Annotated in this window: 18 protein-coding genes; 3 read left to right on the top strand and 15 right to left on the bottom strand. The window is 66.7% G+C overall.

The genetic code is table 11. The annotated features are described in order from the left end of the window. Window positions 1–8: 8 nt before the first annotated feature. The 10 genes from ACT3S2_RS14005 to ACT3S2_RS13960 form a co-directional block, all read right to left on the bottom strand. The gene (locus ACT3S2_RS14005) at window positions 9–875 is read right to left on the bottom strand and encodes a shikimate dehydrogenase family protein (RefSeq protein WP_444555526.1); all 867 of its coding nucleotides are present in this window, start codon (window positions 873–875) and stop codon (window positions 9–11) included. Beyond that, window positions 872–2512, bottom strand: coding sequence for an endolytic transglycosylase MltG (mltG, locus tag ACT3S2_RS14000; protein WP_444561808.1), 1641 nt, complete (start codon window positions 2510–2512; stop codon window positions 872–874). The genes ACT3S2_RS14005 and mltG overlap by 4 nt, the downstream gene beginning before the upstream one ends. 13 nt (window positions 2513–2525) lie before the next feature. Further along, window positions 2526–2999, bottom strand: coding sequence for a Holliday junction resolvase RuvX (ruvX, locus tag ACT3S2_RS13995; protein WP_444555528.1), 474 nt, complete (start codon window positions 2997–2999; stop codon window positions 2526–2528). 50 nt (window positions 3000–3049) lie between these two features. Continuing rightward, window positions 3050–5743, bottom strand: a complete 2694-nt coding sequence (gene alaS, locus ACT3S2_RS13990; RefSeq protein WP_444555529.1) for an alanine--tRNA ligase — start codon at window positions 5741–5743, stop codon at window positions 3050–3052. 55 nt (window positions 5744–5798) lie between these two features. Then, window positions 5799–6044, bottom strand: a complete 246-nt coding sequence (locus tag ACT3S2_RS13985; RefSeq protein ID WP_444555530.1) for a hypothetical protein — start codon at window positions 6042–6044, stop codon at window positions 5799–5801. Between the two features lie 9 nt (window positions 6045–6053). Beyond that, window positions 6054–6425, bottom strand: coding sequence for a DUF948 domain-containing protein (locus ACT3S2_RS13980; protein WP_444555531.1), 372 nt, complete (start codon window positions 6423–6425; stop codon window positions 6054–6056). A gap of 167 nt (window positions 6426–6592) precedes the next feature. Next, on the bottom strand, window positions 6593–7861 hold the full coding sequence (locus tag ACT3S2_RS13975) for a VOC family protein (RefSeq protein WP_444555532.1): 1269 nt from the start codon (window positions 7859–7861) through the stop codon (window positions 6593–6595). Between the two features lie 268 nt (window positions 7862–8129). After that, entirely contained in the window at window positions 8130–8756 is a 627-nt protein-coding gene (gene rpsD / locus ACT3S2_RS13970; RefSeq protein ID WP_444555533.1) for a 30S ribosomal protein S4, read from the bottom strand. A 222-nt stretch (window positions 8757–8978) separates the two neighbouring features. Further along, window positions 8979–10709, bottom strand: coding sequence for an aa3-type cytochrome oxidase subunit I (gene ctaD, locus ACT3S2_RS13965; protein WP_444561807.1), 1731 nt, complete (start codon window positions 10707–10709; stop codon window positions 8979–8981). Window positions 10710–10837: 128 nt separating this feature from the next. After that, entirely contained in the window at window positions 10838–12268 is a 1431-nt protein-coding gene (locus ACT3S2_RS13960; RefSeq protein ID WP_444555682.1) for a replication-associated recombination protein A, read from the bottom strand. An 84-nt stretch (window positions 12269–12352) separates the two neighbouring features. On the opposite strand from ACT3S2_RS13960, the gene dtd reads away from it, so the two are divergent. Next, complete coding sequence (gene dtd, locus ACT3S2_RS13955; protein ID WP_444555683.1) at window positions 12353–12793, top strand: D-aminoacyl-tRNA deacylase; 441 nt, start codon at window positions 12353–12355, stop codon at window positions 12791–12793. 186 nt (window positions 12794–12979) lie between these two features. Here dtd and aspS read toward each other — a convergent pair whose 3' ends face one another. Together aspS and hisS are read right to left on the bottom strand one after the other, a co-directional pair. Next, window positions 12980–14788 (bottom strand): aspartate--tRNA ligase, encoded by a 1809-nt coding sequence (gene aspS / locus ACT3S2_RS13950; RefSeq protein ID WP_444555684.1) that lies wholly within the window; start codon window positions 14786–14788, stop codon window positions 12980–12982. 145 nt (window positions 14789–14933) lie between these two features. Continuing rightward, window positions 14934–16271 carry a histidine--tRNA ligase gene (gene hisS / locus ACT3S2_RS13945; RefSeq protein WP_444555685.1) on the bottom strand — a complete coding sequence of 446 codons (1338 nt, stop codon included), beginning with the start codon at window positions 16269–16271 and terminating at the stop codon, window positions 14934–14936. 231 nt (window positions 16272–16502) lie between these two features. Between hisS and ACT3S2_RS13940 the strand changes: the two genes are divergently transcribed. Together ACT3S2_RS13940 and ACT3S2_RS13935 are read left to right on the top strand one after the other, a co-directional pair. Then, entirely contained in the window at window positions 16503–18119 is a 1617-nt protein-coding gene (locus ACT3S2_RS13940; protein WP_444555686.1) for a DUF349 domain-containing protein, read from the top strand. Between the two features lie 140 nt (window positions 18120–18259). Continuing rightward, a complete protein-coding gene (locus ACT3S2_RS13935; RefSeq protein ID WP_444555687.1) occupies window positions 18260–18859 on the top strand; it encodes a hypothetical protein in 600 nt (199 codons plus the stop codon). Window positions 18860–18880: 21 nt separating this feature from the next. On the opposite strand, the gene ACT3S2_RS13930 is transcribed toward ACT3S2_RS13935, so the two are convergent. From ACT3S2_RS13930 to secD, 3 genes are all read right to left on the bottom strand, one after another. Further along, window positions 18881–21109, bottom strand: a complete 2229-nt coding sequence (locus ACT3S2_RS13930; RefSeq protein WP_444555690.1) for a RelA/SpoT family protein — start codon at window positions 21107–21109, stop codon at window positions 18881–18883. Between the two features lie 251 nt (window positions 21110–21360). Continuing rightward, a complete protein-coding gene (gene secF, locus ACT3S2_RS13925; RefSeq protein ID WP_444555688.1) occupies window positions 21361–22368 on the bottom strand; it encodes a protein translocase subunit SecF in 1008 nt (335 codons plus the stop codon). After that, window positions 22361–24079 (bottom strand): protein translocase subunit SecD, encoded by a 1719-nt coding sequence (gene secD / locus ACT3S2_RS13920; protein WP_444555689.1) that lies wholly within the window; start codon window positions 24077–24079, stop codon window positions 22361–22363. The genes secF and secD overlap by 8 nt, the downstream gene beginning before the upstream one ends. Between the last annotated feature and the right edge of the window lie 76 nt (window positions 24080–24155).

Below are 24155 nucleotides of genomic sequence, written 5' to 3'. Positions count from 1 at the left end.
CCCATGGCTCAGTTCCGGGGGTGGGGCAGCCCCACTGCGTCACACATCACATTTGTGACTTGGCCCCAGTCGGCTTCGGTGACCCCGCTGAACATCTTCACCTGTTCAACCGCCTGGTGCAGGAGCATGGACAGTCCCCCGATCACGGTCCCGCCGGCGGCTTCCCAGGCCGAGGCCAGGGCACTGGGCCAGGGGTCGTACGCCACGTCAAGCAGCGCGGTCCCCGGGCGCAGGGTGGGCAGGTCCAGATCCTGGATCAGCCCGTCCGCGGCATGCGGGGGCAAGGTGGAGACCACCGCGTCGTAGCCTTCCAACCGCCGGGCCGCCGTCGCCACGTCAATGGCCTCGGCGGTACAACCCAGTGTCGTGGCCAGTTCGAGGACTCCTGCGGCCCGGGACCCGTCACGGACGACGTAGTCCACGCTCTGCGCGCCCATGCTCCGCAGGGCTTCGGTGGCCGCGCTCGCGGTGCCTCCCGCCCCGAGGACGGCCACGGCCCCCACCCGGTAGGCGCCGGCGTCGCCCAGGGCGCGGACGATCCCGTCGACGTCGGTGTTCTCCCCGCGCAGGTGGACCCGTCCCTCGGCCCGGCCGACCACGATGGTGTTCAGCACCCCCAGCCGCTGGACGCGTTCGGAGATGCTGTCCATCAAGGGCACCATGGCCTGTTTCAGGGGCATGGTCACCGAGGCACCCGTCCATCCGGGTTCCGTGCGCATCCTGGCGGTCAGTTCCCGGGCCTGCCCTGTGCCGGCCTCCACCCGTTGGTAGTCGATCGGGACCCGGAGTCGGGCGTAGGCGGCCTGGTGCAGGGACGGGGACTTCGAATGGGCGATCGGCTGTCCGAAGACCGCGGCCCGGGCTGGGTGGCTCACTTGCAGATGTCCTCGTTGTCGGAGCACCAGTCCCTGAACTCCTGCTGGTAGACCTTGTGCTGCTCATAGGTCTTGGCGAACTTCGTTTCACCGGTCTCGGTATTGACGGTCACCCAGTAGTAGTAGTCGTTCTTCTCGGGGTGGATGGCCGCGTCGATGGCCTTGTCGCCGGGCGAACCGATGGGCGTGGGGGGAAGGCCCCGGTGCTGGTACGAGTTGTACTTATTGCTCTTGTCCGCCTTCTCCTCCTTGCTCAGCTGCAGGGTGTAGCGGTCCAGGCCGTAGATGACGCTGGAGTCGACCTGCAGGAGCCCGTCGGTCTCCTTGTTGTCAGGCTTCAGCCGGTTGTCCAGTGCCCCGGAGACGATCTTGTAGTCCTTCGGGCTGGCCTCGGCCTGCAGGATGCTGGCGATCTTCAGGGCGCGGTACTGCTTGGTCGGATCCGTGACGCCCTGGCTGGTGAGCTCCTTGGTGGTGGCATCGACCATCTCCTGGAGCATGTCCTCGGCGGTGGCATCGAGCGGGAACCGGTATTCGCCCGGATGCAGGTACCCTTCGAGGTTCTTGACCGGCTTCTTGAGCCCGAACTTCTCGGGCTGGTCATTGAGGTCCTCGAGGTCACCGAGGGAAACACCGGTGTCCTCGGAGATCTTCTCGAACACCGCCTTGGTCCTGACGTTCTGCTTCACCGCCACATAGCTGACCTTGTCCGCGGCCTCGCCGATCAGGATGTCCGCGGCGTCCTGGGCTGCCATCTTGTATTTGAGCTGGTACTCCCCCGGATGGATTTCCTTGTTCTCGGCATCCGAGTCCTGGACGGCCTCGAGGAAGATCTTGCGGTCGGACACGATGTCCTTCTCGGTCAGGTGTCCGCCGATGACCGAGGGACCCCAGCCGGGTTCGACGGTGAAGGTCACTTCGCCTTCCCCGGGGCCCGGGTAGTCCTCGGTGGTCCACATGCCCAGGATGTTCTGGAGCAGCAGCACGGTGATGGCCAGGATGATGGCGAAGATGCCGATCACGATGGCCATGATCACGTTCCGACGCTTTCGGCGTCGCTTGCGGACCCCCGGGGTCGATTGGCTTCCGTTGAGCAGGGATTCGGTGGGGCTCTCCTCCTCGGCCTCCGGCTCGGGGTCGGCGAGCAGGAGATCCTCGGCCGCGGGCGCCTCGGAGGGGGCCTGGGCCGCGAGGGGTCCGGGGGTGTGTTCGGTGCCCACGTCGTCGGAATCAACCGGCGGGTGCGCCTGGAGCAACTCGGCCTGATGGTGATCACGCACCGGAAGGTCCTCGGGCGCCGGGTCCTCGACGGGTCCGCCGTCCTCCGTCACGGGGTCAGGAGTTCCGCCATCCCCGGTGTCGGCCGTCATTGCCGCGGGTGCGGTGGGTTCGGTATCCACGGGTTCGGGTTCGGTCGGGTCGGGATCGGCTGGTGCGGCGGCGTGCTGGGCCGCCGCCGGATGGGCCGGCTCCTCCCCGGGTGCGTGTTCATCCCAGGGGGCGGTCGGTGCCGCGCGGCGACGGCCCGAACGTAGACGACGGAACGGCGCGGGCGCCTCGGGCACCCCGGTGCCGTCGGCGCGCTCCTGAGGACCCCCGGGTTCGACGCCGGGGCCCTCGGATTGCTGCTCGTTCATCCTCTGATGTCCTTCACTGAAGATCGGTGCTGGCGGAACGCCCTCCGGAAATGACGGAGTCCCCCACATCGCGCTGTAGTGATTTTTGCATATCCAGCGCTTGTTGCAGAATATCCGCTGCGGCGACCTGGTCCACCACTTGACGGTGTTTCCTTCCGTCGAGCCCGGAATCATGCAGGGCCCGATGCGCCGAAACCGTGGTCAGACGCTCGTCGATCAGCCGCACAGACACCCCGGGAGCCTGCTCCTGGAGCCCTTCGGCCAGGAGCGAGGCGTAGTCGCGGGCCATCTGTGTCGAGCCTGTTTCATGACCGCGGAGGGACCGGGGCAACCCCACGAACACCTGGACTGCTGCGTGTTCGACCACGAGCTTCGCCAGGACGCGCAGATCGCTGTTCTTCTTCAGATCCCGTTTCAAGGTCTTCAGCGGTGTGGCCAGCACCCCGTCGGGGTCGCAGAGGGCCACCCCGACGCGTGCCATGCCCACGTCGACCCCAAATTTCACTCCGCGCGGAGGGCCCGGCGCGTCGGAGCCGCTCAGGATCGTTCCGCGATCTGGCGCAGGACCGCGGCCAGCGCATCGCCGGTCCGGGCGGGATCGGAGCCGCCGCCCTGGGCGACGTCGTCCTTCCCGCCGCCGCCGCCGCCGAGGATGCCGGCGGCTGTGCGCACCAGGGCCCCGGCCTTGACGCCGAGCCCGCGGGCGGCCTCATTGGTGGCCACCAGGACCAAAGGCCGTGAGTTGGCGACGCCGGTCAACGCCACGGCGGCCGGTTCGGAGCCCAACCGGTTGCGCAGGTCCAGGGCCAAGGCGCGCAGGTCATCCGCCGAGGCGACCGCCCCGGCATCGTGGGCCAGGACCCTCACCCCGGCCACCTCGCGGGCCTGGGAGAGCAGTGCGCCGGCCTGTGCGGAGCGCTGCTCGGCCCGCAACTTCTCGATTTCCTTCTCGGCGGCCTTCAACCGGGACAAGGTTGCATGGATGCGGTCGGTCAATTCCATCGACGGGACACGGAACAAATCGGTCAGTTCGTTGACCAGTGCCCGTTCCGCGGCTCCGTGGCGGAAGGCCTCCATCCCCACGAGTGCCTCGACCCGTCGGTTGCCCGAGCCCACCGACTGCTCCCCCAGCAGGGTCAGGCTGCCGATCTGGGAGGTGTTGGCCACATGGGTGCCACCACACAGTTCGCGCGACCAGGCCCCATCGATCTCCACGACGCGCACGGTGTTCCCGTACTTCTCGCCGAAAAGGCTCATGGCGCCCATGTCCTTGGCCTCATCCAAGCCCATGACGTTGGTCTGGACCTCGTAGCTGTTGCGGATGGCCAGGTTGGCGACTTCCTCGACCTCGGAGCGGGCGGCCTGCGACAAGGCCTCGGTCCAGCTGAAGTCGAAGCGCAGGTAGCCGGCCTTGTTGAACGAACCGGACTGGCTCGCCTCGGGACCGAGGATCTGGTGCAGGGCGGCATGGACCAGGTGGGTGGCCGAGTGGGCCTGTTCGCCGGACCGGCGGCGCTGTGCGTCGACTTCGGCGGTGACCAGGGCATCGGAGGGCAGTTCGCCTTCGCGTACGACGGCACGGTGCACCGACAGTCCGCGCACCGGGGACTGGACGTCCAGGACCTCCACGACGAAGCCGTCTCCGGTGATCAGTCCCACGTCGGCGGCCTGGCCGCCGGCTTCGGCATAGAACGGGGTCTCGTCCAGGACCAGTTCGATCTCCTGGCCCTGCTCGGCGTAGCGGACCAGTTCCCCGTCGCGGACGATGCCGCGCACCGAGGACCCGGTGGTCAATTCGTCGTAGCCGGTGAAGACGGTGTCCCCGGCGCCATGGAGTCCGCTGAAGACGGTCAGGTCCGCGTGTCCGGCCTTCTTGGCCTTCGCGTCCTTCTGCGCCCGCTGGCGCTGTTCGCTCATCAGGGCGCGGAAGGCCCCTTCGTCGACGGCCAGACCTGCTTCCGAGGCCATCTCCAAGGTCAGGTCGATGGGGAAGCCATAGGTGTCGTGCAGGGCGAAGGCCTCTTCCCCGGACAGGGAGGTCCCGGCGGCCTTGGACGCGGTGACTGCATGTTCCAGTCGCGCGGTGCCGCTGGCGATGGTGCGCAGGAAGGCCCGCTCCTCGGCATAGGCGATCCGTGAGATGCGGGCGAAGTCGGTTTCGACCTGCGGGTAGACGCCCTTCATGGTGTCCCGGGAGACCGGAAGCAGTTCGGGCAGGACCGGATCCTCGACCCCGAGCAGCCGCATGGCACGGACCGCACGGCGGATCAGGCGACGCAGGACGTAGCCGCGTCCTTCGTTGGAGGGGCTCACCCCGTCGCTGATGAGCATGAGCGAGGACCGGATGTGGTCCCCGACCACGCGCAGGCGCACGTCGTCGGTATGACGGGGGTCCTCCGGGTCCTCGGTGGAGGAGTATTCACGTCCGGCCAGCTCGGCGGCCCGATCCAGGACCGGACGGACCTGGTCGGTCTCATACATGTTCTCGACGCCCTGCAGGATCATGGCCAGACGTTCCAGACCCAGACCCGTGTCGATGTTCTTCTGCGGCAGTTCTCCGGCCACATCGAAATCGGTCTTCGAACGCACCGCGGAGAGCTGGTACTGCATGAACACCAGGTTCCAGATCTCCACGAACCGGGTTTCGTCCACCGCCGGGCCGCCGTCGAGCCCGTAGGCGGGGCCCCGGTCGTAGTAGATCTCGGAGCAGGGTCCACCGGGGCCGGGCTGGCCGGTGGTCCAGTAGTTGTCTTCCTTGCCGGTGCCCACGATGCGTTCGTCGGGAACGCCCATCTGGTCGCGCCAGATCGCGCGGGCTTCGTCGTCGCGCTCCTCGCCATCCTCGTAGACGGTGACCCAGAGGCGTTCGGGGTCCAGCCCGAAACAGCCGTCATCGACCGAACCGGTCAGCAGCTCCCAGGCGTAGGAGATGGCTTCGGCCTTGAAGTAGTCCCCGAAGGAGAAGTTCCCGCACATCTGGAAGAACGTGCCGTGGCGGGCGGTCTGGCCGACTTCTTCGATGTCCCCGGTGCGCAGGCATTTCTGGATGCTCACGGCACGCGGGTAGGGGGCCTCCTCCTGGGCGGTGAGGTAGGGAATGAAGGGGACCATGCCGGCGACGGTGAACAGCAAGGAGGGATCGTTGGAGATCAACGAGGCGCTGGGCACGACGGTGTGGCCCTTGGCTGCGAAGAATTCAACCCAACGGTTGGCGATTTCCTGCGATTTCATGAGTGCTGGCGATCCCTTCATGGAACGGTACTGCGGGGTGTGGTGGAGCCTGGTGTCAGCGGCGGTGCGTGGGGGCGTCGGCCTGCGGGTCGTCCAGTCCCAGGGCGGTCCGCAATTCGGCCTCGCGGCCGTGCATCCCGTCACGGAATGCTTCGGCGGACGTGGTCATCGCATCGGCCAGTCGTCCGACGGAACGGTTCAGTCCCTCGCGGCCCAACCCCTGTTTGACGGTGGCGACCTTACGGGCCGCCAGCACGCCGACGCCGACACCGATCCCGACCCAAAAGAGCTTCTTGATCATGCTGGCCTCCTAGCGGCTGCGGCGGCCGGTGCCGCCGGTGGGTGCATTGATGGCGCTACGGACGCCGTGGGTGAAAGCCGCGACCTTGATCAGCGGTCCGCCGAGCACGGAGGCGGCCAAGGACGAGAGCGCGGTGACATTGGCCGAGGCGTCGGAGACGTTGTTGGTGATGCCATCGACCTTCTGCAGTTGTGCGTTCGTGGAGGAGACCGTCGTGGTGACTTCCTCCAGTAGGGGGCTGGTCCCGTCCGAGAGCTCACGCACGGCCAGACGCAGTTCATCAAAGACCCTTCCGAGCTTGATCACGGGAACGGCCAACAGTGCCACCAGAATGGCGAAGACCCCTGCGGCGATGAGGCCGGCAATATCGGACCCGGTCATATGGAACTGCTCCTCCTGCTAGGTGCTAATCAACAAAGGACAACATTACCTTTTTCCGCCAGCGGTGGCGCAGTCGGCCCACCGGGCGCCGTGTTTTCCGTAAGAACCCGACGATCCTCGCCTCCGGGAGGGCCCACCCGAGCACGATCCGCCAGCCCCTGGGCCATTCATTCCCCCTGCGGCGGAGTGAGGAGGGTGAGCTCGTTGCCTTCGGGATCGGCAAAGGTGCGCCGGAGCCCGTTCTGTCCCGTCAGGGCCCGTCCCCCTGCTTCCAGTACCGCTTCGGTCTTCAGGCGGGCCGTCTCGGTGGAGACCTGCAGTTCGATATGCAACCGGTTGCGTGCCCGGCGCCGGTCCTCGTCCACCGGATCCATCTGCTGGAAGAAGAGGACCGGGTTGAGGCGGCGAGGATCAACGATGTCGGTCACCGAGGGGCGGGGATCCTGCGCATAGCCCAGCACCGAGGCCCAGAAGCCCCGGACGGCGTCCACGTCGATCGCGTCCACGCCGAATTGGACGAAGCGGGTACGCCCCCTCTCGGCCGTGAGTCCCAGGCCCCGGGCCGCCGCCTGGATCCGGCCGGCCAGGGCCACGAATGAGGAGCCATCGGAGCGTTCGGCGTCGTCCCACTGGTCTTTGCCGCTGTCGATCGTGACTCGCCCGGGACGCAGATCCACCAGAAGCGGGATCTTCGCCTCGTCGGCCAGCTCGGCCACCGCGGTGGCCAGGGATACGGCCACGGTGCCGGAGGCGGCCGGGTAGGAAGCGGTCGCCCCGAACGCGACGCTCCAATCGCTGGTGTCCGGTTCCGGTGAAAGCACGCCGCCCGGAACGAGGTCGACCTCGTTTCCATCGATGTCGGCCAGGGTGAGCCCGTTGGCTCCGAAAGGCTCCTGGCCGAGGGTGGAACGGACTGCCTCCACCTGGCCTGGTGGTCTGACGACGTCGACATGGATCCTGCCGCGGAGGTCGTTGTGCGCCGATGGACTGGCCCATGAGATGGCCGGGTCGCGCCCGGTGGGATCCTCCAGCCGGGCGGCGCCGTCGTGTTCGTACCCAAGCACCGTCTGCCAGAAGGTCCCCTGCGAGGAGGAGTCGGAGGCGTCGATCGCCAGCTGCATCACCTGCACAGTGTCCGGATCGGAAGCCATCCCCAGTTCTCGGGCGGCCGTGGAGATCGCCCGGGCCCGGGCCGCTTCCTCGTCACTGAACCGCCCCGGGGCGCCCGGGTCGAAGTGGATCCGCAGGCCGCTGGACCGTAGATCGATATCGGGCAGGGTCCCGCCCTGGAATACCTCGGCGATGCGACCTGCCAGAAGAGCGCTCCCGGCCAGCGAAGGGGCGTTGAACCACGCGCAGGCTCCGTCGCCGAGGAAACTCCAGTCCCCGGGCCCTGCATCGTTTGCGAACCCCGTGTAGTGGGGTGGCTGCATCATGAGGACACCTTCCATCAGTGGGCTCGCACCGCGACGGTGCTGCTCCCCGCTGGAGGGACATTCGTGGCCCCCGGGAAGGCGCCCGGTTTTCGTGCCGAGTCTAGAAGCCAGGATGGTCCCTGCCTAGGTCGGTTCGCCATCCCGGTCTTCGCCGAAGGTCCACTGGCCGTTGTCATCCCCAAGGAAAAAACATGGAGCCCATGACCAGCAGGTCATGGGCTCCATGGGTGACGCGCAGTACGCGTCGGGAATCAGCGGTGGCTGGTTCCTAGCGTGCGTAGTACTCGACGACGAGGTTCTCTTCGCAGGTCACGGGGACCTCCGAGCGCTTCGGGCGGCGCACGAGGCGGGCCTGAAGTGCTTCCATCTTGACGTCCAGGTAGGCCGGTGCGGCCGGCAGGACGTCGCGGTGCGCGCCGGTGGCGGCAATCTGGAACGGAACCATGGTCTCGGACCGCTCGTGGACGGCGACCAGCTGGCCTTCGCCTACGCGGTACGACGGACGGTCAACGCGCTGTCCATCAACCACGATGTGGCGGTGAACGACGAGCTGGCGGGCCTGGGCGATGGTGCGGGCGATGCCCGAACGCAGAACCAGGGCGTCCAGACGCATCTCGAGGAACTCCACCAGGTTTTCACCGGTGTCGCCAGCTGAGCGCTTGGCATCCTCGAAGTAGCGGGCCATCTGTGCTTCACGGATGCCGTACTGGGCGCGCAAACGCTGCTTTTCACGCAGACGCACTGCGTAGTCGGAATCCTGCTTCTTGCGGGCGCGTCCATGCTGGCCGGGGCCATAGGGACGACGCTCCATGTACTTCTCTGCCTTGGGGGTCAAGGCAAGGCCGAGGGAACGCGACAGGCGAACCTTACGGCGGGCACGGGTGTGATTAGCCACTGGTGTCCTTCTTCTTTTTATCGGCGACTGTGTGTCACTGGCCTCCCTGGCGGAGAGTTAAGGGAAGTCGCTCCCTTGGTACTACAACTCGATCTCCATCCGGGGCACCGGGGTGCCGCCTGAAAGGTCATGCGGATGTGATCGGCTTGCCAGCCAAGGAACCATCCTAACACCACCGATGGCCCGGTCCCGTGTACGGGTCCCGGGCCGGTCGTGGATCAGTTACCTTCGCTCCTCCCGGTCCTTCTGGTCCGCCGGGCCGAACACCGAGGCTGCCATGGCCGTGGGCGTCACCCGGGCCGAAAGTTCCGGATGGTGCAGATCCAGGGCAGGACGTTCGGAGCGGATCCGCGGCATCGAGTGGAAGTTGTGCCGCGGCGGCGGGCAGGAGGTCGCCCATTCCAGCGAAGCACCGAAGCCCCATGGATCATCGACCTCGACCCGTTTGGCCGACCGGGCGGTGATCCAGACGTTCCAGAAGAACGGGATCATCGACAGGCCCAGAACCATGGAGAAGACGGTGGAGAACTGGTTCATGGTGGTGAAGCCGTCTTCGGGCAGGTAATCCGCATACCGGCGCGGCATGCCGATCACGCCGAGCCAGTGCTGGATGAGGAACGTGCCGTGGAACCCGAAGAACAACATCCAGAAGTGGATCTTGCCCAGCCGTTCGTTGAGCATCCGGCCGGTCCATTTGGGCCACCAGAAGTAGAAGCCGGCGAACATGGCGAACACGACGGTCCCGAAGACCACGTAGTGGAAGTGGGCGACCACGAAGTAGGTATCCGAAACGTGGATGTCCAGCGTGGGTGCCGAGAGGATGATGCCGGTCAGTCCGCCGAAGAGGAAGGTCACCAGGAACCCGATGCTCCAGAGCATGGGTGTCTCGAAGGTGATGGATCCTCGCCACATCGTGCCGATCCAGTTGAAGAACTTCACCCCGGTGGGCACCGCGATCAGCATGGTCATGAATCCAAAGAACGGCAGGGCCACGGAGCCGGTGGCGTACATGTGGTGCGCCCACACCGAGATCGAGAGCGCGGCGATCGAGATCGTCGCGAAGATCAGGCCCTTATAGCCGAAGATCGGCTTGCGGGAAAAGACCGGGAAGATCTCCGAGACGATGCCGAAGAACGGCAGCGCAATGATGTAGACCTCGGGGTGGCCGAAGAACCAGAACAGGTGCTGCCATAAGATCGGTCCCCCGGCATCGGGGTCGTAGATATGGGCGCCGAAGCGCCGGTCCGCCCCCAGTGCGAACAGTGCGGCAGCCAGCGGCGGGAACGCCATCAGGATCATCAACGAGGTGATCAGGGCGTTCCAGGTGAAGATCGGCATCCGCCACATGGTCATACCCGGTGCACGCAGGCAGATGACCGTCGTGACGAAGTTGACCGCGCCCAGGATGGTGCCGAAGCCGGACAGGGCCAGGCCGAAGACCCAGAGGTCACCGCCGATCCCCGGACTGAACGTGGTGCTGGACAGCGGGGCATAGGCGAACCACCCGAACGCGGCGGCACCCTGCGGGGTGATATAGCCGGCCATGGCAATGGTGGAACCGAAGAGGAAGAACCAGAAGGCCAGTGCGTTCAGACGCGGGAACGCCACATCGGGGGCCCCGAGCTGCAGGGGCATGATGACGTTGGTGAAACCGGCGAACAACGGGGTGGCGAACATGAGCAGCATGATGGTGCCGTGCATGGTGAACAGCTGGTTGTACTGCTCCTTGGTCTGCATGATCTGCATGCCCGGTTCCCACAACTCCGAGCGCATGAGCAGGGCCATGATCCCGCCGATGCAGAAGAAGGTGAAGGAGGCGATCAGGTACATGTAGCCGATGATCTTATGGTCGGTGGAGGTGATCCAGTTGACGACGATGCGCCCCTTGGAGACCGGTACCACCCGGGGGGCGAGAACAGTTGTCTCGTCCGTAGCGTATTCGTAGGTAGCCAAGGGATCCTCCGATCGGCGCAAGCTCGATTCCGCCCGTCCCCCCGGCCGGCCAAGCGTCCTTGGGGCCAGTGTGGCACCTACTGGAGGGTAGGAGAAGGGTTCGGGCCGTAGAGGTTCCGTTGGCGGATTCAGCGACCGCGGATGATCCGTCGGATCCGCTGCAGCCGTTCACCGATGCCACGTTCGGCCCCATTGGCCGTCGGCGCGTAGTAATCGCGACCGACCAGATCGTCGGGGGCGTACTGCTGTTCGGCGATCGAATGCGGGGCGTCATGGGAGTAGAGGTACCCCTTGCCGTGGCCCAGTTGTCCGGCGCCGGGATAGTGGGCATCGCGTAGATGCGGGGGGATCCCCTCGCCTCGACCGCCCCTGACATCGGCGATGGCGGCGTTGATCGCCTGATAGGAGGCGTTGGACTTCGGGGCGGTCGCCAAGTGGACCACTGCCTGGCCCAGGATGATCCGGCCCTCGGGCATCCCGATCAGTTGCACTGCTTGTGCCGCGGCCACCGCACTCTGCAGGGCCGTCGGATCGGCCATGCCGATGTCCTCCGAGGCACTGATCATGATCCTGCGGGCAATGAACCGGGGGTCCTCCCCCGCCTCGATCATCTTCGCCAGATAGTGCAGTGACGCATCGACATCGGAGCCACGAATGGACTTGATGAACGCGCTGATCACGTCGTAGTGCTGGTCCCCGGCCCGGTCGTAGCGCTGGACGGCGGCATCCATGGCCCGCTCGGCATGGGAGGTGTTCACCGGGATCGGGACAGCAGCGTGTTCCTCGCCCTCGGCCGGGGCTTCGCCGTCGTTCCCTGGACTGGCTTCGACACCGTCAGATTCGCCCCAGGCGACCCCGGCGGCGGCTTCCAAGGCGGTCAGCGCGCGGCGGGCATCGCCTCCGCTGAGCCGGACCAGGTGATCCAATGCGGCAGGTTCCAGTGAAACGGTCCCGTCCAGTCCGCGGGGATCCTGAACGGCGCGGACCACCAGTCCACGGATGTCCTCCTCCTCCAGGGGCTGCAAGGTGAGCAGCAGGGAACGCGACAGCAGCGGCGAGATCACCGAGAAGGAAGGGTTCTCCGTGGTCGCGGCGATGAGCACCACCCACCGGTTCTCCACCCCCGGCAGCAGGGCGTCCTGTTGGGCCTTGGTGAAGCGGTGGATCTCGTCCAGGAAAAGCACCGTGGTGATCCGGTTCAGGTCCCGGTCCGTCAACGCCTGGTCCATGACCCGGCGGACATCCTTGACCCCGGCGGTGATGGCACTGAGTTCTACGAAACGCCGGCCGGGGGCCCGGGCGATGACATGGGCAATGGTCGTCTTGCCGGTTCCCGGCGGTCCCCAGAGGATGACACTGGCGGGTCCGGAGGGACCGGGCCCATCGACCCCGGCCAGTTGGCGCAACGGCGAGCCGGGTTTGAGCAGATGTTGCTGACCGACGAGTTCGGCCACCGTCTGCGGGCGCATGCGCACTGCCAGGGGCGGCCGGGGGCGGGAGGATCCGCGGGTGGGTTCGTCCTCGGAGTCGTCATCCAGCGGACTCAACAAATCGTTCACCCATCCAGCCTAGTGCCCGCACGGTGGTGCCGGGGCGTAGCGCTACGGTGGACGGGTGATGTCGTGCGAGCGAAGGGCCAGGGCATGAAGGCAGTAGTCCAACGGGTTTCGAAGGCCTCGGTCGAAGTCGAGGGGACGGTGGTCGGGCGTATCGACGAGCCGGGGCTCCTGGTGCTCTTGGGGGTCACCGGGACCGATACGGACGCCGAGGCCGCCACCTTGGCCGCGAAGATCTGGCGTCTGCGCCTGCTCGAGGCGGAGAAATCCTGCGCCGATCTCGGCGCCCCGTTGCTGGTGGTCAGCCAATTCACCCTCTACGGGGACGTGCGCAAGGGCCGGAGACCGGGATGGTCGGCCGCCGCACCGAGGGCGCTGAGCGAACCCTTGTATGAGGCGTTCATGGCCGCCCTTCGGGACCTCGGGGCACGAGTCGAGCACGGGGTCTTCGGCGGGCAGATGGATGTTTCCCTGGTCAACTCGGGGCCGTTCACCCTCATCGTCGATACGGCCGATCTCCCCGGCTGATCACCACGGGGATCCTGGCGGACCGAAGCACGCCTCGGGGACCGCTCATCGCTTCCCCGGCCGGCCACCACCCGCCGGACGAGGACCGGCCGATGGTGGCCGGCCGGGTCCCCGTCCAGGCGGAGTCGATGTGCTGGACAGCGGTGTGCCCCGGTGCGCTCTGCCGGGCCGCCGGTTCCAGCATGATCAGGCGTCGGCGGACGCCCCGTCCTGCTGGTCCGCCTTGGCGGCCTTCTTCGGTTCTGGCTTGGCGTCGACGCCGGCCTCCTTGCGCTGCTGCGCGGTGATTTCCGCGGGCGCCTGGGTCAGCGGATCGAAACCGCCACCGGTCTTCGGGAAGGCGATGACGTCGCGGATCGACTCGGTGCCGGTGAGCAGCTGCACCACACGGTCCCAACCGAAGGCGATGCCGCCATGCGGCGGGGCGCCGTACTTGAACCCGTCCAGCAGGAAGCCGAACTTCGACTGGGCGGATTCCTCATCCAGCCCCATCATCCTGAAGACCCGTTCCTGCACCTCGCGCTGGTGGATGCGGATGGAACCACCACCGAGCTCGTTGCCGTTGCACACGATGTCGTAGGCATAGGAGAGGGCGTTTTCCGGATCCGTGTCGAAGGTGTCCAGGAACTCCGGCTTCGGGGAGGTGAAGGCGTGGTGGACCGCGGTCCACTGCCCGGCACCGACGGCGACGTCGCCGGAGGCCACGGCGGCCGCCGAGGATTCGAACATGGGGGCGTCGACGATCCAGACGAAGGCCCAGTCCCCGTCCTTGATCAACCCGGTGCGGTGTCCGATCTCGACCCGGGCCGCGCCCAGCAGGGCTCGGGATTCGGAGGCCGAGCCGGCGGCGAAGAAGATGCAGTCCCCCGGGGTGGCGCCGACCGTGGTGGCCAGGTTCTCCCGCTCGAAGTCGGTGAGGTTCTTGGCCACGGGCCCGGTCAACGAACCGTCCTCCTGGACCAGGACGTAGGCCAGGCCCTTGGCTCCGCGCTGCTTGGCCCATTCCTGCCAGGCATCCAAGGTCCGCCGCGGCTGCGAAGCACCGCCGGGCATGACCACCGAGCCGACATAGGGGGCCTGGAAGACGCGGAAGGTGGTGTCCTTGAAGAAATCCTTCAGTTCGGTCAGTTCCAGACCGAAGCGCAGATCCGGCTTATCCGAGCCGTAGTTCTGCATGGCATCGGCGTAGGTCATCCGGGCGATGGGGGTCGGGACCTGCACGTCGATCAGGTTCCAGACGGCACTGACGATCTGCTCGCCCAGGGCGATGATGTCATCCTGCTCGACGAAGGAGGCCTCGATGTCCAGCTGCGTGAATTCCGGCTGGCGGTCCGCCCGGAAATCCTCGTCGCGGTAGCACCGGGCGATCTGGTAATACTTCTCGAATCCACCGACCTGCAGCAGCTGCTTGAACAACTGCGGCGACTGCGGCAGGGCGTACCAGGAGCCGGGGGCCAGACGGGCCGGCACCAGGAAGTCACGCGCGCCTTCGGGGGTGGAACGGGTCAGCGTCGGGGTCTCGATCTCGACGTAACCCTGGTCGTGCAGCAGTTCACGAGCCACCCGGTTGACCTCCGAGCGCAGGCGGATGTTCGCGTGCGGGCCTGGACGGCGCAGATCCAGGTAGCGGTGGCGCAGCCGCGCCTCCTCGCCGACCTCGACGTGCTCGTCGATCTGGAACGGCAGCGGTGCCGAGGTGTTCAGCACGACGACGGAGTCCGCCATCACCTCGATCTCGCCGCTGGCCAGGGCCGGGTTCTCGTTGCCATCGGGACGGCGTTCTACCGTGCCGACGATCTGCAACACGAATTCATTGCGCAGGGAGTGGAAGTCGGCTTCGTCGCGGACCACGATCTGGGCCACACCCGAGGCATCACGCAGATCCAGGAAGGCGACCCCTCCATGGTCCCGGCGGCGGGCTACCCAGCCGGCCAGGGTGACGGATTGTCCGATGTGTTCGGCCCTGAGCGTGCCCAAGTCGTGAGTGCGCAGCACTGAAGTCCTTTCGAGGGGTTCCTCGCGTGCTCCCGGGGGTTCCCCGGGCCCGGCACGCGTTGGTTCAATTATGGGTTTGGGTCGAGTTTACCGGCAGTGGTGGGCCCCCCGACAACCGGGGCGGCTCCCGGGGGGCCCGCCCCGGTCAGGAGGCGCTGATTCCCGGGTGCTGGTCCTCTGCCGGGGGCGTCCAGGCATGCGGGTCGGCCACCACCTGCTCGCCGGAACGGATGTCCTTGACCTCATGGGTGCCCTCGGCTGAGGTGAACCAGACGTAGGGGATCCCCCGGCGGTCGGCATAGCGGATCTGTTTGCCGAACTTCTCGGCCCGGGCCGCGACCTCCACGGCGATGCCGCGGGCACGCAGCGCCGCGGCGACGTCCTGGGCGGGGTACCAGGAGTCGTCGTCGTTCAGAGCGACCAATACGGCGCTGGGGACATCACGGCTGGCCTTCAGGCCGCCGTCGGACAGCATCCGGGAGACCAACCGGCTGACCCCGATGGACAGTCCGACGCCGGGGAAGACGCGGTTGCCCTTCGAGGCCAGGGATTCGTAACGGCCGCCCGAGCAGATGGACCCGAGCTTCTCGTGGCCCACCAGCACGGTTTCGTAGACGGTGCCGGTGTAGTAGTCCAGGCCGCGGGCGATCGAGAGGTCGGCCACGACCTGGCCGGGGGCCCGACGGGTGGCCACGTCGATGACTTCCGCCAGCTCGGTCAGGCCCGTCTCGAGCAGTTCATGCTCCACCCCCAGGGCCCTGACCTGTTCGACGAAGGAGGTGTCGGCGGTGCGGATCGAGGCCAGGGCCAGGGCGGCCCGGGCTTGTTCCTCGGTGGTGCCGATCTCGTTCACCAGCGCTTCGGCGACCCTCTCGGGGCCGATCTTCTCGAGTTTGTCGATGTTGCGTAGCACCCCGGCGGTGTCCTCGATCCCCAGTCCGAGGTAGAAGCCCTCGGCTAGTTTGCGGTTGTTCACCCGCACGGTGAAGTCGCCGATCGGCAGGGCGCTGAGCGCGTCGGCGATGACCAGGGCCAGTTCCACGTCGTAACGGAAGGGTAGGGCCCCATCACCGACGACGTCGATGTCGGCCTGGGTGAATTCGCGGAATCGGCCGTCCTGGGGTCGCTCCCCGCGCCAGACCTTCTGGATCTGGTAGCGGCGGAAGGGGAAGGCCAGGTGTCCGGCGTTCTCCACCACGTAGCGGGCGAAGGGAACGGTCAGATCGAAGTGCAGGGCCAGGGCGTGGGGGTCCGTCCCCGCCGCCTCACCGTCGTCGTTCTGCAGCCGTGAAAGCCCGTAGACCTCCTTGTCGATCTCCCCCTTGCGCAGCAGTTGGCCCACGGTTTCCACGGCCCGGGTCTCGATGTTGCTGAACCCGTGCAGTTCGAAGCTGCGCCGCAGGCTGTCCAGGACATGGAGCTCCACGAGGCGTTCGTTGGGTAGCCACTCGGGGAAACCTGACAATGAGGCCTTGCGTGCCATAGGGGTGAAGACTCCTTCGCGGGGATGGTGGGATGCTGCCGTTCCGGATGGCGTCGCGCCGGCGTGCCCGGGTCCGGGAGGTAACCGCACGATTCTATGTCGTTCGAGACCGCCATAGCGACCCGGCCCGCGGCAAACTACCTTGTTGCAGCACTGACTCGGTACAGTTACGGAGGAAACACAGGGTTCCGGGGAACTTCCGGACCGACTCCGAACGAAAGAGTTTTAGCGGTGAACAGCTCCACGCAATCCGACGACAACGCAGGCCAGCCCGACGAGTCCACCCAAGGTGCGCCCGTAGGCACCTCCGAGCAGCAGACCTCCCCGGCGCAGGCGGCCCCCGCCACGGAGTCAGAGACCCCCGCCACGCAGCAGGCTCCCGCCACGTCGCCCGAGCCGCAGACACCGGCCGCCGACGCCCCGGCCGCAGAGGCAGCGCCGAAGCCCGCCGACGCCCCGAAGCCCACGGCAGTTCCCAAGCCCTCGGCCACCCCGCGACCGACGCCCACCCCGGCGGCCATGCCCCGCCCGCAGGCGGGACCGAAGTCCAGCAAGCCGACCCCGGTGGTCCCCGCTCCCCCGGCCTACAGCAGCGACCTGGACGAGGCCGCGAAGTTCAGCCGCGTCACCGATGACGGCCACGTCTTCGTCCTCGTCGAGGGCGAGGAGTTCCCGGTCGGCCAATACCCGGACGCCACCCCCACCGAAGCGCTCGCCTATTTCGTGCGCAAGCACGACGACGTGGTCAGCCAGTTGCTGCTGCTCGAACAGCGCGTGGCCGCCCACGCCCCCTCCACGGACATGAACAAGACCCTGGACCACCTCCAGCAGCTGGTGACCGAACGGATCATGGTCGGTGACCTGAAGGCGTTGCAGGGCCGGTTGGACGCCGCCCGGCAGGAAGTTGCCGAACGGCAGAAGGCCGAACGCAAGACGCAGGAGGAAAACCGGGCCCGCGAACTGGCCGCCCGGGAGGCGATCGTCGTTGAAGCCGAGGAACTCGCCGCCCAGGATCCGGCCACCGTCCAGTGGAAACAGGGCAGCAACCGGATGAACGAACTGTTCGAGCTGTGGAAGTCGGCCCAGAAGAACGGTCCGCGTCTGGGCCGTTCCACCGAGGACGGCCTCTGGAAGCGGTTCCGTGGGGCCCGGACCACGTTCGACCGCCACCGTCGTGCCTTCTTCTCGCGGCTGGATGCCGATAATTCCGAGGCCAAGCGCGTCAAGGAGGATCTGATCGCGCGGGCCGAGGCCATGTCGGGGTCCACCGAATGGGGGCCGACGGCGGGCGAATACCGCCGGTTGATGGACGAGTGGAAGGCCTCCAAGCGGGCCTCCCGCAAGGACGACGACGCCCTGTGGGCCCGCTTCCGGGCCGCCCAGGACATCTTCTTCAATGCCCGCTCGCGGGCCAACGAGGAACTGGATCAGGAATTCGAGGAGAACCTCGCGGTGAAGGAGAAGATCCTCGCCGAGGCCAGGGCCCTGCTGCCGATCAAGGATCTGGCCGCGGCGAAGAAGGCCTTCGAGCCGATTCGCGACCGCTGGGAGGCTGCAGGGAAGGTGCCCCGCTCGGCCATGCAGCGCATGGAAGGCGGAATGCGCACCGTCGAGGACGCCCTGCGTGGTGCCGAAGACGAGAAGTGGCGTCGCTCCAACCCGGAGACCAAGGCCCGCTCGAACAGCATGCTTACGCAGCTCGAGGACACCATTGCGGAGTTGGAGACCGAACTCGAAACCGCGAAGGCCTCCGGCGACGAACGGCGGATCAAGCAGGCGGAGGAAGCCCTCTCGGCCCGCCGGGCCTGGTTCGAAACCCTCCAGGAGTCCGCCCAGGACTTCGAGTAGGCCTCTGCCGGCTCCTGCTCCCCAGTGACCGGTAACGGTCCGCGGAGCACCCGTGCCCGGCTCTGGAGGGCCGGTCACCAGTATCCACAGGCTGGTGGCCGGCCCTTTTGCCGCGACGCCCCCTTTGCCACAGTGGGTGCATGATGGATCCGATCGAGGCCACCGAGGTCACCGCGCTCCTGCAACCCGGGCGGCCCTTTGCCGCTCCGGAGCTGATGGTGCTGCGTGCCGAGGGGGTCCTGCGCCAGGTGCTGCCCGGGACGTTCGTGTGTTCGGCCGTCGAGGACGGCCCGGCGTTGCGCGCCGCGGCGGTGGCCACGGTGGCCGGCCCCCGGTTGCACGAATCGGCCGTCATCGGACGGCTGGCAGCGGCCTGGGTGCATGGCTTCCACCCGGCACCGGAGGTCCTTGAACTACTGGTTTCGCGGTTCCATCGCATCCCGTTGCAGCGCGGCCCCGTCCGGTTGGCGCTGCATGAATGCGTGCTGGAGCCCAGTGAGGTCCAGGGGCGCTTCGCGATGCCGGTGACGACCCCGGTCCGCACGGGCCTGGACGTCGCCTTCCATGGTGGCCCGGCCGTGGCGCGCCAGGTGCTCAGTCGTCTGACCGGTCCACGCAGCGGTGGGTGCAGCAGGCAGGAGCTGTTGTCCGCGATCGAGGCCACGGGCCGTCGACCGGGTAAACGGGCGGCCTGGGACCTGGTGGCGGGATTGCCGTCGCTGGCGGCCGTCCCCCGATGAGGTCCAGGGCCCCGAAGGCCGCTACGAGCGCCGGCGGCCCTCGGAAGTGCGGTACACGTCGTAGACCCCGTCGATCCGTCGCACCGCGTTCAGGACGTGGTTCAGGTATTTGGGATCGCCCATCTCGAAGGAGAAGCGGGAGGTCGCGACCCGGTCCTTACCGGTGACCACACTGGCCGAGAGGATGTTGACCTGATTGTCCGAGAGCACCTTGGTGACGTCGGAGAGCAGCGATTTGCGGTCCAACGCCTCCGCCTGGATCTCCACCAGGAACACACTGGACTGGGTGGGGGCCCATTGCACCTCGACCAGCCGTTCGGCCTGATCGCCCAGGGCCTGCAGGTTGGCGCAGTCGGCCCGGTGCACCGAGATCCCCGAACCCCGCGTGACGAAGCCGCGGATGGCATCCGGGGGCACCGGGGTGCAGCAGCGCGCCAGTTTGGCCATGACGTCCCCGGCCCCGGGGACGACCACCCCGGCGTCGTGGGTCTGGCGGGAGGTTCCGGGGGTGAAGGAGGGGGTCTCGTCGAAGTCGGCTTCATGCGGGTGGGTCGGGCCCACCAGCGCCTGGAGGTGTTCGATGACGTTCTGGGCGGAGGTGTGTCCGTCACCGACCGCGGCATACATGGCGGCGATATCCGAGTGGCGCAACTGCTGGGCGACGGCGGTGAGCGTATCGTGCGTCATCAGCTTCTGCAGCGGCAGGTTGTTCTTGCGCAGGGCCTTGGTGAGCTGGTCCTTGCCCTTGTCGATGGCCTCTTCGCGACGTTCCTTGGTGAACCACTGGCGGATCTTGTTCCGGGCCCGGGGGCTCTTGACGAACCCCTGCCAGTCCTGGCTGGGGCCGGCACCTTCGGCCTTGGAGGTGAAGACCTCCACCCAGTCCCCGTGGTGGAGTTCGCTGTTCAGCGGGACCAGTTTGCCGTTGACCCGGGCCCCGATGGTGCGGTGGCCGACCTCGGTATGGACCGCATAGGCGAAGTCCACGGGGGTCGACCCGGCGGGCAGGGCCATGACCTCGCCCTTGGGGGTGAAGACGAAGACCTCGGCCGCGTTGATCTCGAAACGCAGCGAATCAAGGAACTCGCCGGGGTCGCGGGTCTCCTGCTGCCAGTCCATGACACTGCGCAGCCAGTTCAGGTCCTGGCCGTCCTGGCCGACGGCCTTGGTCTTAGCCGCACCGGATTTGTACTTCCAGTGCGCGGCGATGCCGTATTCGGCACGCCGGTGCATATCGTGGGTGCGGATCTGGATCTCGACCGGTTTGCCGTCGGGGCCGACCACGGTGGTGTGCAGCGACTGGTACATGTTGTACTTCGGCATCGCGATGTAGTCCTTGAACCGCCCGGGCAGGGGGTTCCAGCGCGCATGCAGGGTCCCCAGGGTCGCATAGCATTCGCGGACGCTGTCCACGAGCACGCGCACGCCCATGAGGTCGTGGATGTCGTCGAATTCCTTCCCGCGCACCACCATCTTCTGGTAGATCGAATAATAGTGTTTGGGCCGGCCGGTGATGGTGGCCCGGATGCGCTGCTGGTGCAGGTCCTCGCCGATGAGGGTCCTGACCGTGGACAGGTATTTTTCGCGTTCGGGGGTCCGGTCCCCCACCATGCGGACGATTTCCTCGTAGACCTTGGGGTGCAGGGCCGCGAAGGAGAGGTCCTCCAGTTCCCATTTGATGGTGTTCATGCCCAGACGGTGGGCCAGCGGCGCGAAGATCTCCAGGGTTTCGCGGGCCTTCTTGGCACTGGATTCCGGGGAAACGTACCGCCAGGTCCTGGCGTTGTGCAGGCGGTCGGCGAGTTTGATCAGCAGGACCCGGATATCGCGGGCCATGGCAATGACCATCTTGCGGACGGTCTCGGCCTGGGCGGCGTCGCCGAACTGGACCTTGTCCAGCTTGGTCACCCCGTCGACGAGCATGGCGACCTCGTCGCCGAATTCCCGGGCGAGGTCCTCGAGCGAATAGTCGGTGTCCTCGACCGTGTCATGCAGCAGCGCCGCGGCCAGCGTGCTTCCGGTCATGCCCATCTCGGCCAGGATGGTCGCCACCGCCACCGGGTGGGTGATGTAGGGATCGCCGCTTTTGCGCTTCTGGTTTTCGTGGCACCGCTCCGCCACGGTGAAGGCGCGGGTGATCAGATCAAGGTCCTCGCGCGGGCTGTTCGCCCTTACGGTGCGCAGCAGCGGTTCGAGGATCGGGGGCTGTCCGGAGGTGCTGCGCCCGGCGAAACGGGCCAGTCGGGACATGGTCCCGCCGCGGCGTCGGGCTGCCGGCGGTGGTGACGCCGGCTTGGCCGGCTGGTCGGCCGCGCCGTTCGCTGCCCGGGCTGTGGGTTCCGCCATGGCAGGTCCTCTCGCTGTACCCGGTTCGCACTACGCTTCCGGGGCCTGGGTGACGGGGAGGCCACGAGCGGCTAACCGCCCGTGGCCCCTCCGTTCCTCAAGGTTATAGCACCCCCGGGGCTCTGCGGTCACTTCCGCTGCCCGGGTGTGACGGCTCAGCCGGCAGTGGCCGCCTGGGAGTGCAGATCGGCCCCGCGCTTGGCTAGGACCTTCTTGTTGTGTTCGCGCACATCGGCCTCGCCGTGGCGCAGCACCGCGTAGAGCGGTGCCTGGATGAAGACGGTGCACAAGGTGCCCACGATGATGCCCACGAACAGGGCCAGCGACAGGTCCTTCAACGTGCCCGCACCCAACAGGTAGGACCCGATGAACAGGATCGAGCCCACCGGAAGCACGGCGACCACCGAGGTGTTGATCGAGCGGACCAGTGTCTGGTTCACGGCCAGGTTGATGTGCTCGATATAGGTCCGATCCGTCTGTTCGAACGTATGGGCCGTGTTCTCGCGGATCTTGTCGAAGACCACCACGGTGTCATAGAGCGAATAGCTCAGGATCGTCAGGAACCCGATGATCGCACTGGGGGTGACTTCGAAACCCGAGAGCGCGTAGATGCCTGCGGTGATGATCACGACCGTGAACAGGCCGATGATCGCTGCCAGCGACATCTTCCAGGTGCGGAAGTAGACGGCCATCAGCAGGGCCACCAACACGACGAACGCGATCAGGCCCAGGAGGGCCTGCTGCGAGACATCCGCGCCCCAGGAGGGACCCACGAAGGAGGAGGTGACCTCGTCGTCGGAGACGCCGTAGGCGTCGGCCAGGGCGTCACCGGCCTTCAGGGTCTGATCGTTGGTCAACCGTTCGGTCTGCACGCGCATGGTGTTGGCCGCGATGTTGGTGACCGTCGGGGCGTGGTCGGGGGCGATGGCCTTGATGGCGTCCTCCCCGACCTTGACGTCGGTGTGCTTGACATCGGAGATGGTGAATTCGGAACCACCACTGAACTCGATGCCCAGGTTGAAGCCGCCCTTGGCGATCGGCAGGATGATCGAGGCCAGGACCAGCACCGCGGCGATGGAGAACCACAGCTTGCGTTTGGCGATGAACGGGTAGGAACGCTTTCCCGTATAGAGCTCGTTGCCCCAGGTGGCGAGATTAGGCATTATCGTCTTCCTTCGTCGCGACCGACTGGGATTCCGCGGACCCTCGTTCGGCTTGTTTGCGTTCGGCGATCGTCTGCCGCCGGGCGGCTTCCTTCGAGGCGCCGGAATGGCGTTTGGAGGTGTCGACCGTCGGGCGGAAGTCGCGGATCCGTCCGGCCCCCTTATAGAGGGGTTCGGCGCCCAACAGCGAGGGGTCCAGCCCCGAGAGGCGGTGGCCTTCGCCGAAGAACCGGGTCTGGGCCAGGATCTGCAGCATGGGGTGGGTGAACAGGAACACGACGATGAGGTCGGCGATCGCCGTCAGCCCCAAGGTGAACGCGAAGCCCTTCACATTGCCCACCGCCACGACGTACAGCACGACGGCGGCCAACAGGTTCACCGCCTTGGAGGCGATGACCGTCTGCTTGGCCCGCTTCCAGCCGGTTTCCACGGCCGAGGGCAGGGATCTCCCGTCACGAAGTTCGTCACGGACCCGTTCGAAGTACACGATGAACGAGTCCGCCGTCAGTCCGATGGCGACGATGATGCCGGCGATGCCGGCCAAGGAGAGCCGATAGTTTTGCGCCCACCCCAGCAACACGATGGCCAGATAGGTCAACACCCCTGCCACCAGCAGCGAGACGATGGTGACCAGGCCGAGCAGCCGGTATTGGAAGAAGGAGTACACGGCGACCAGGGCCAGCCCGATGATGCCGGCGATCATGCCCATGCGCAGCTGATCCGAACCCAGGGTCGCCGAGATCTGTTGGTCCGACTGGATCTCGAAGCTGATCGGCAGGGCGCCGTACTTCAGCTTCTCGGCCAGGGCCTTGGCGGATTCCTCGGTGAAGTTGCCGCTGATCTCCGCCTTGCCGTTGCCGATCTGTGCGTTGGCGGTCGGGGCGGTGAGGACCTTGCCGTCCAGGACGACCGCGAACTGGTGCTGCGGGCCCTGCATGGAGACCAGGCGCTTGGTGACTTCACCGAACTTCTTGGCGCCCTCGGAGTTGAACTCCAAGTTGACGACCCATTTGCCGGTGTTGAATCCCTGGTCCGAGGTCGACATGCCCGAGGTGGCATCGGCGATGTCCGTCCCGGGGATGGCGACGGGGCCCAAGATGTATTTGGCCTGCTGGTTGGGATCGCAGGAGATCATCGGAACGTCGGGATCGCCGTTCTCGATATTGGACTTCGCGCTTTCGTCCGCGCAGTCATAGGCCTCGAACTTCTTCAGCAGCTTGCCGTCGATCCAGTTCTCGTCCGAACCGTTCTTCGGCTTCGCCGTCGGCTTGGGCAGGTCGGCCTTCTTGGTGCGCTCCGCCTTGGGGGTCGCTTCCCAGGTCCCGGCAGCGATGACGGGACGGAACTCCATGTTCGCCGAGGCCTGGATCAGTTCGCGGGTCTTCTCATCCGGGGAACCCGGCATGGAGACCACGACGTTGCGGCCTGACTGGGTGGTGATCTCCGCTTCGGAGACACCGGAACCGTCGACACGCTGGCGGATGATCTTCACCGCTTGTTCCAGCTGTTCCTGGTTGATTTCCTGGTCGCCTTGGACCTTCGGGGACAGGATCATCTGCGTGCCGCCCTCCAGGTCCAGGGCCAGCTTGGGGGCGAAGGTCGATTGCTGGGTTGCGACGCCACTGATCAACACCGCCGAAAGGGCGAGGATCATCACGCCGAGCCACAACAGCGCGCGGCGCGCGTGTTTGATCGGGCCTGTCTTGTTCATTATGGGACTTCCTGCTCAAGACGCCTCTGAAGGACGTCGGAGTACGGCAGAACGCGGCGTGGGGCCCCGGGAAGGG

The sequence above is a fragment of the Arthrobacter sp. AOP36-A1-22 genome, from assembly GCF_052377615.1.
Taxonomy (GTDB): domain Bacteria; phylum Actinomycetota; class Actinomycetes; order Actinomycetales; family Micrococcaceae; genus Arthrobacter_H.
The sequence above is the reverse complement of the archived record's forward strand: the minus strand, read 5'-3'. Positions and strand labels throughout refer to the sequence as shown.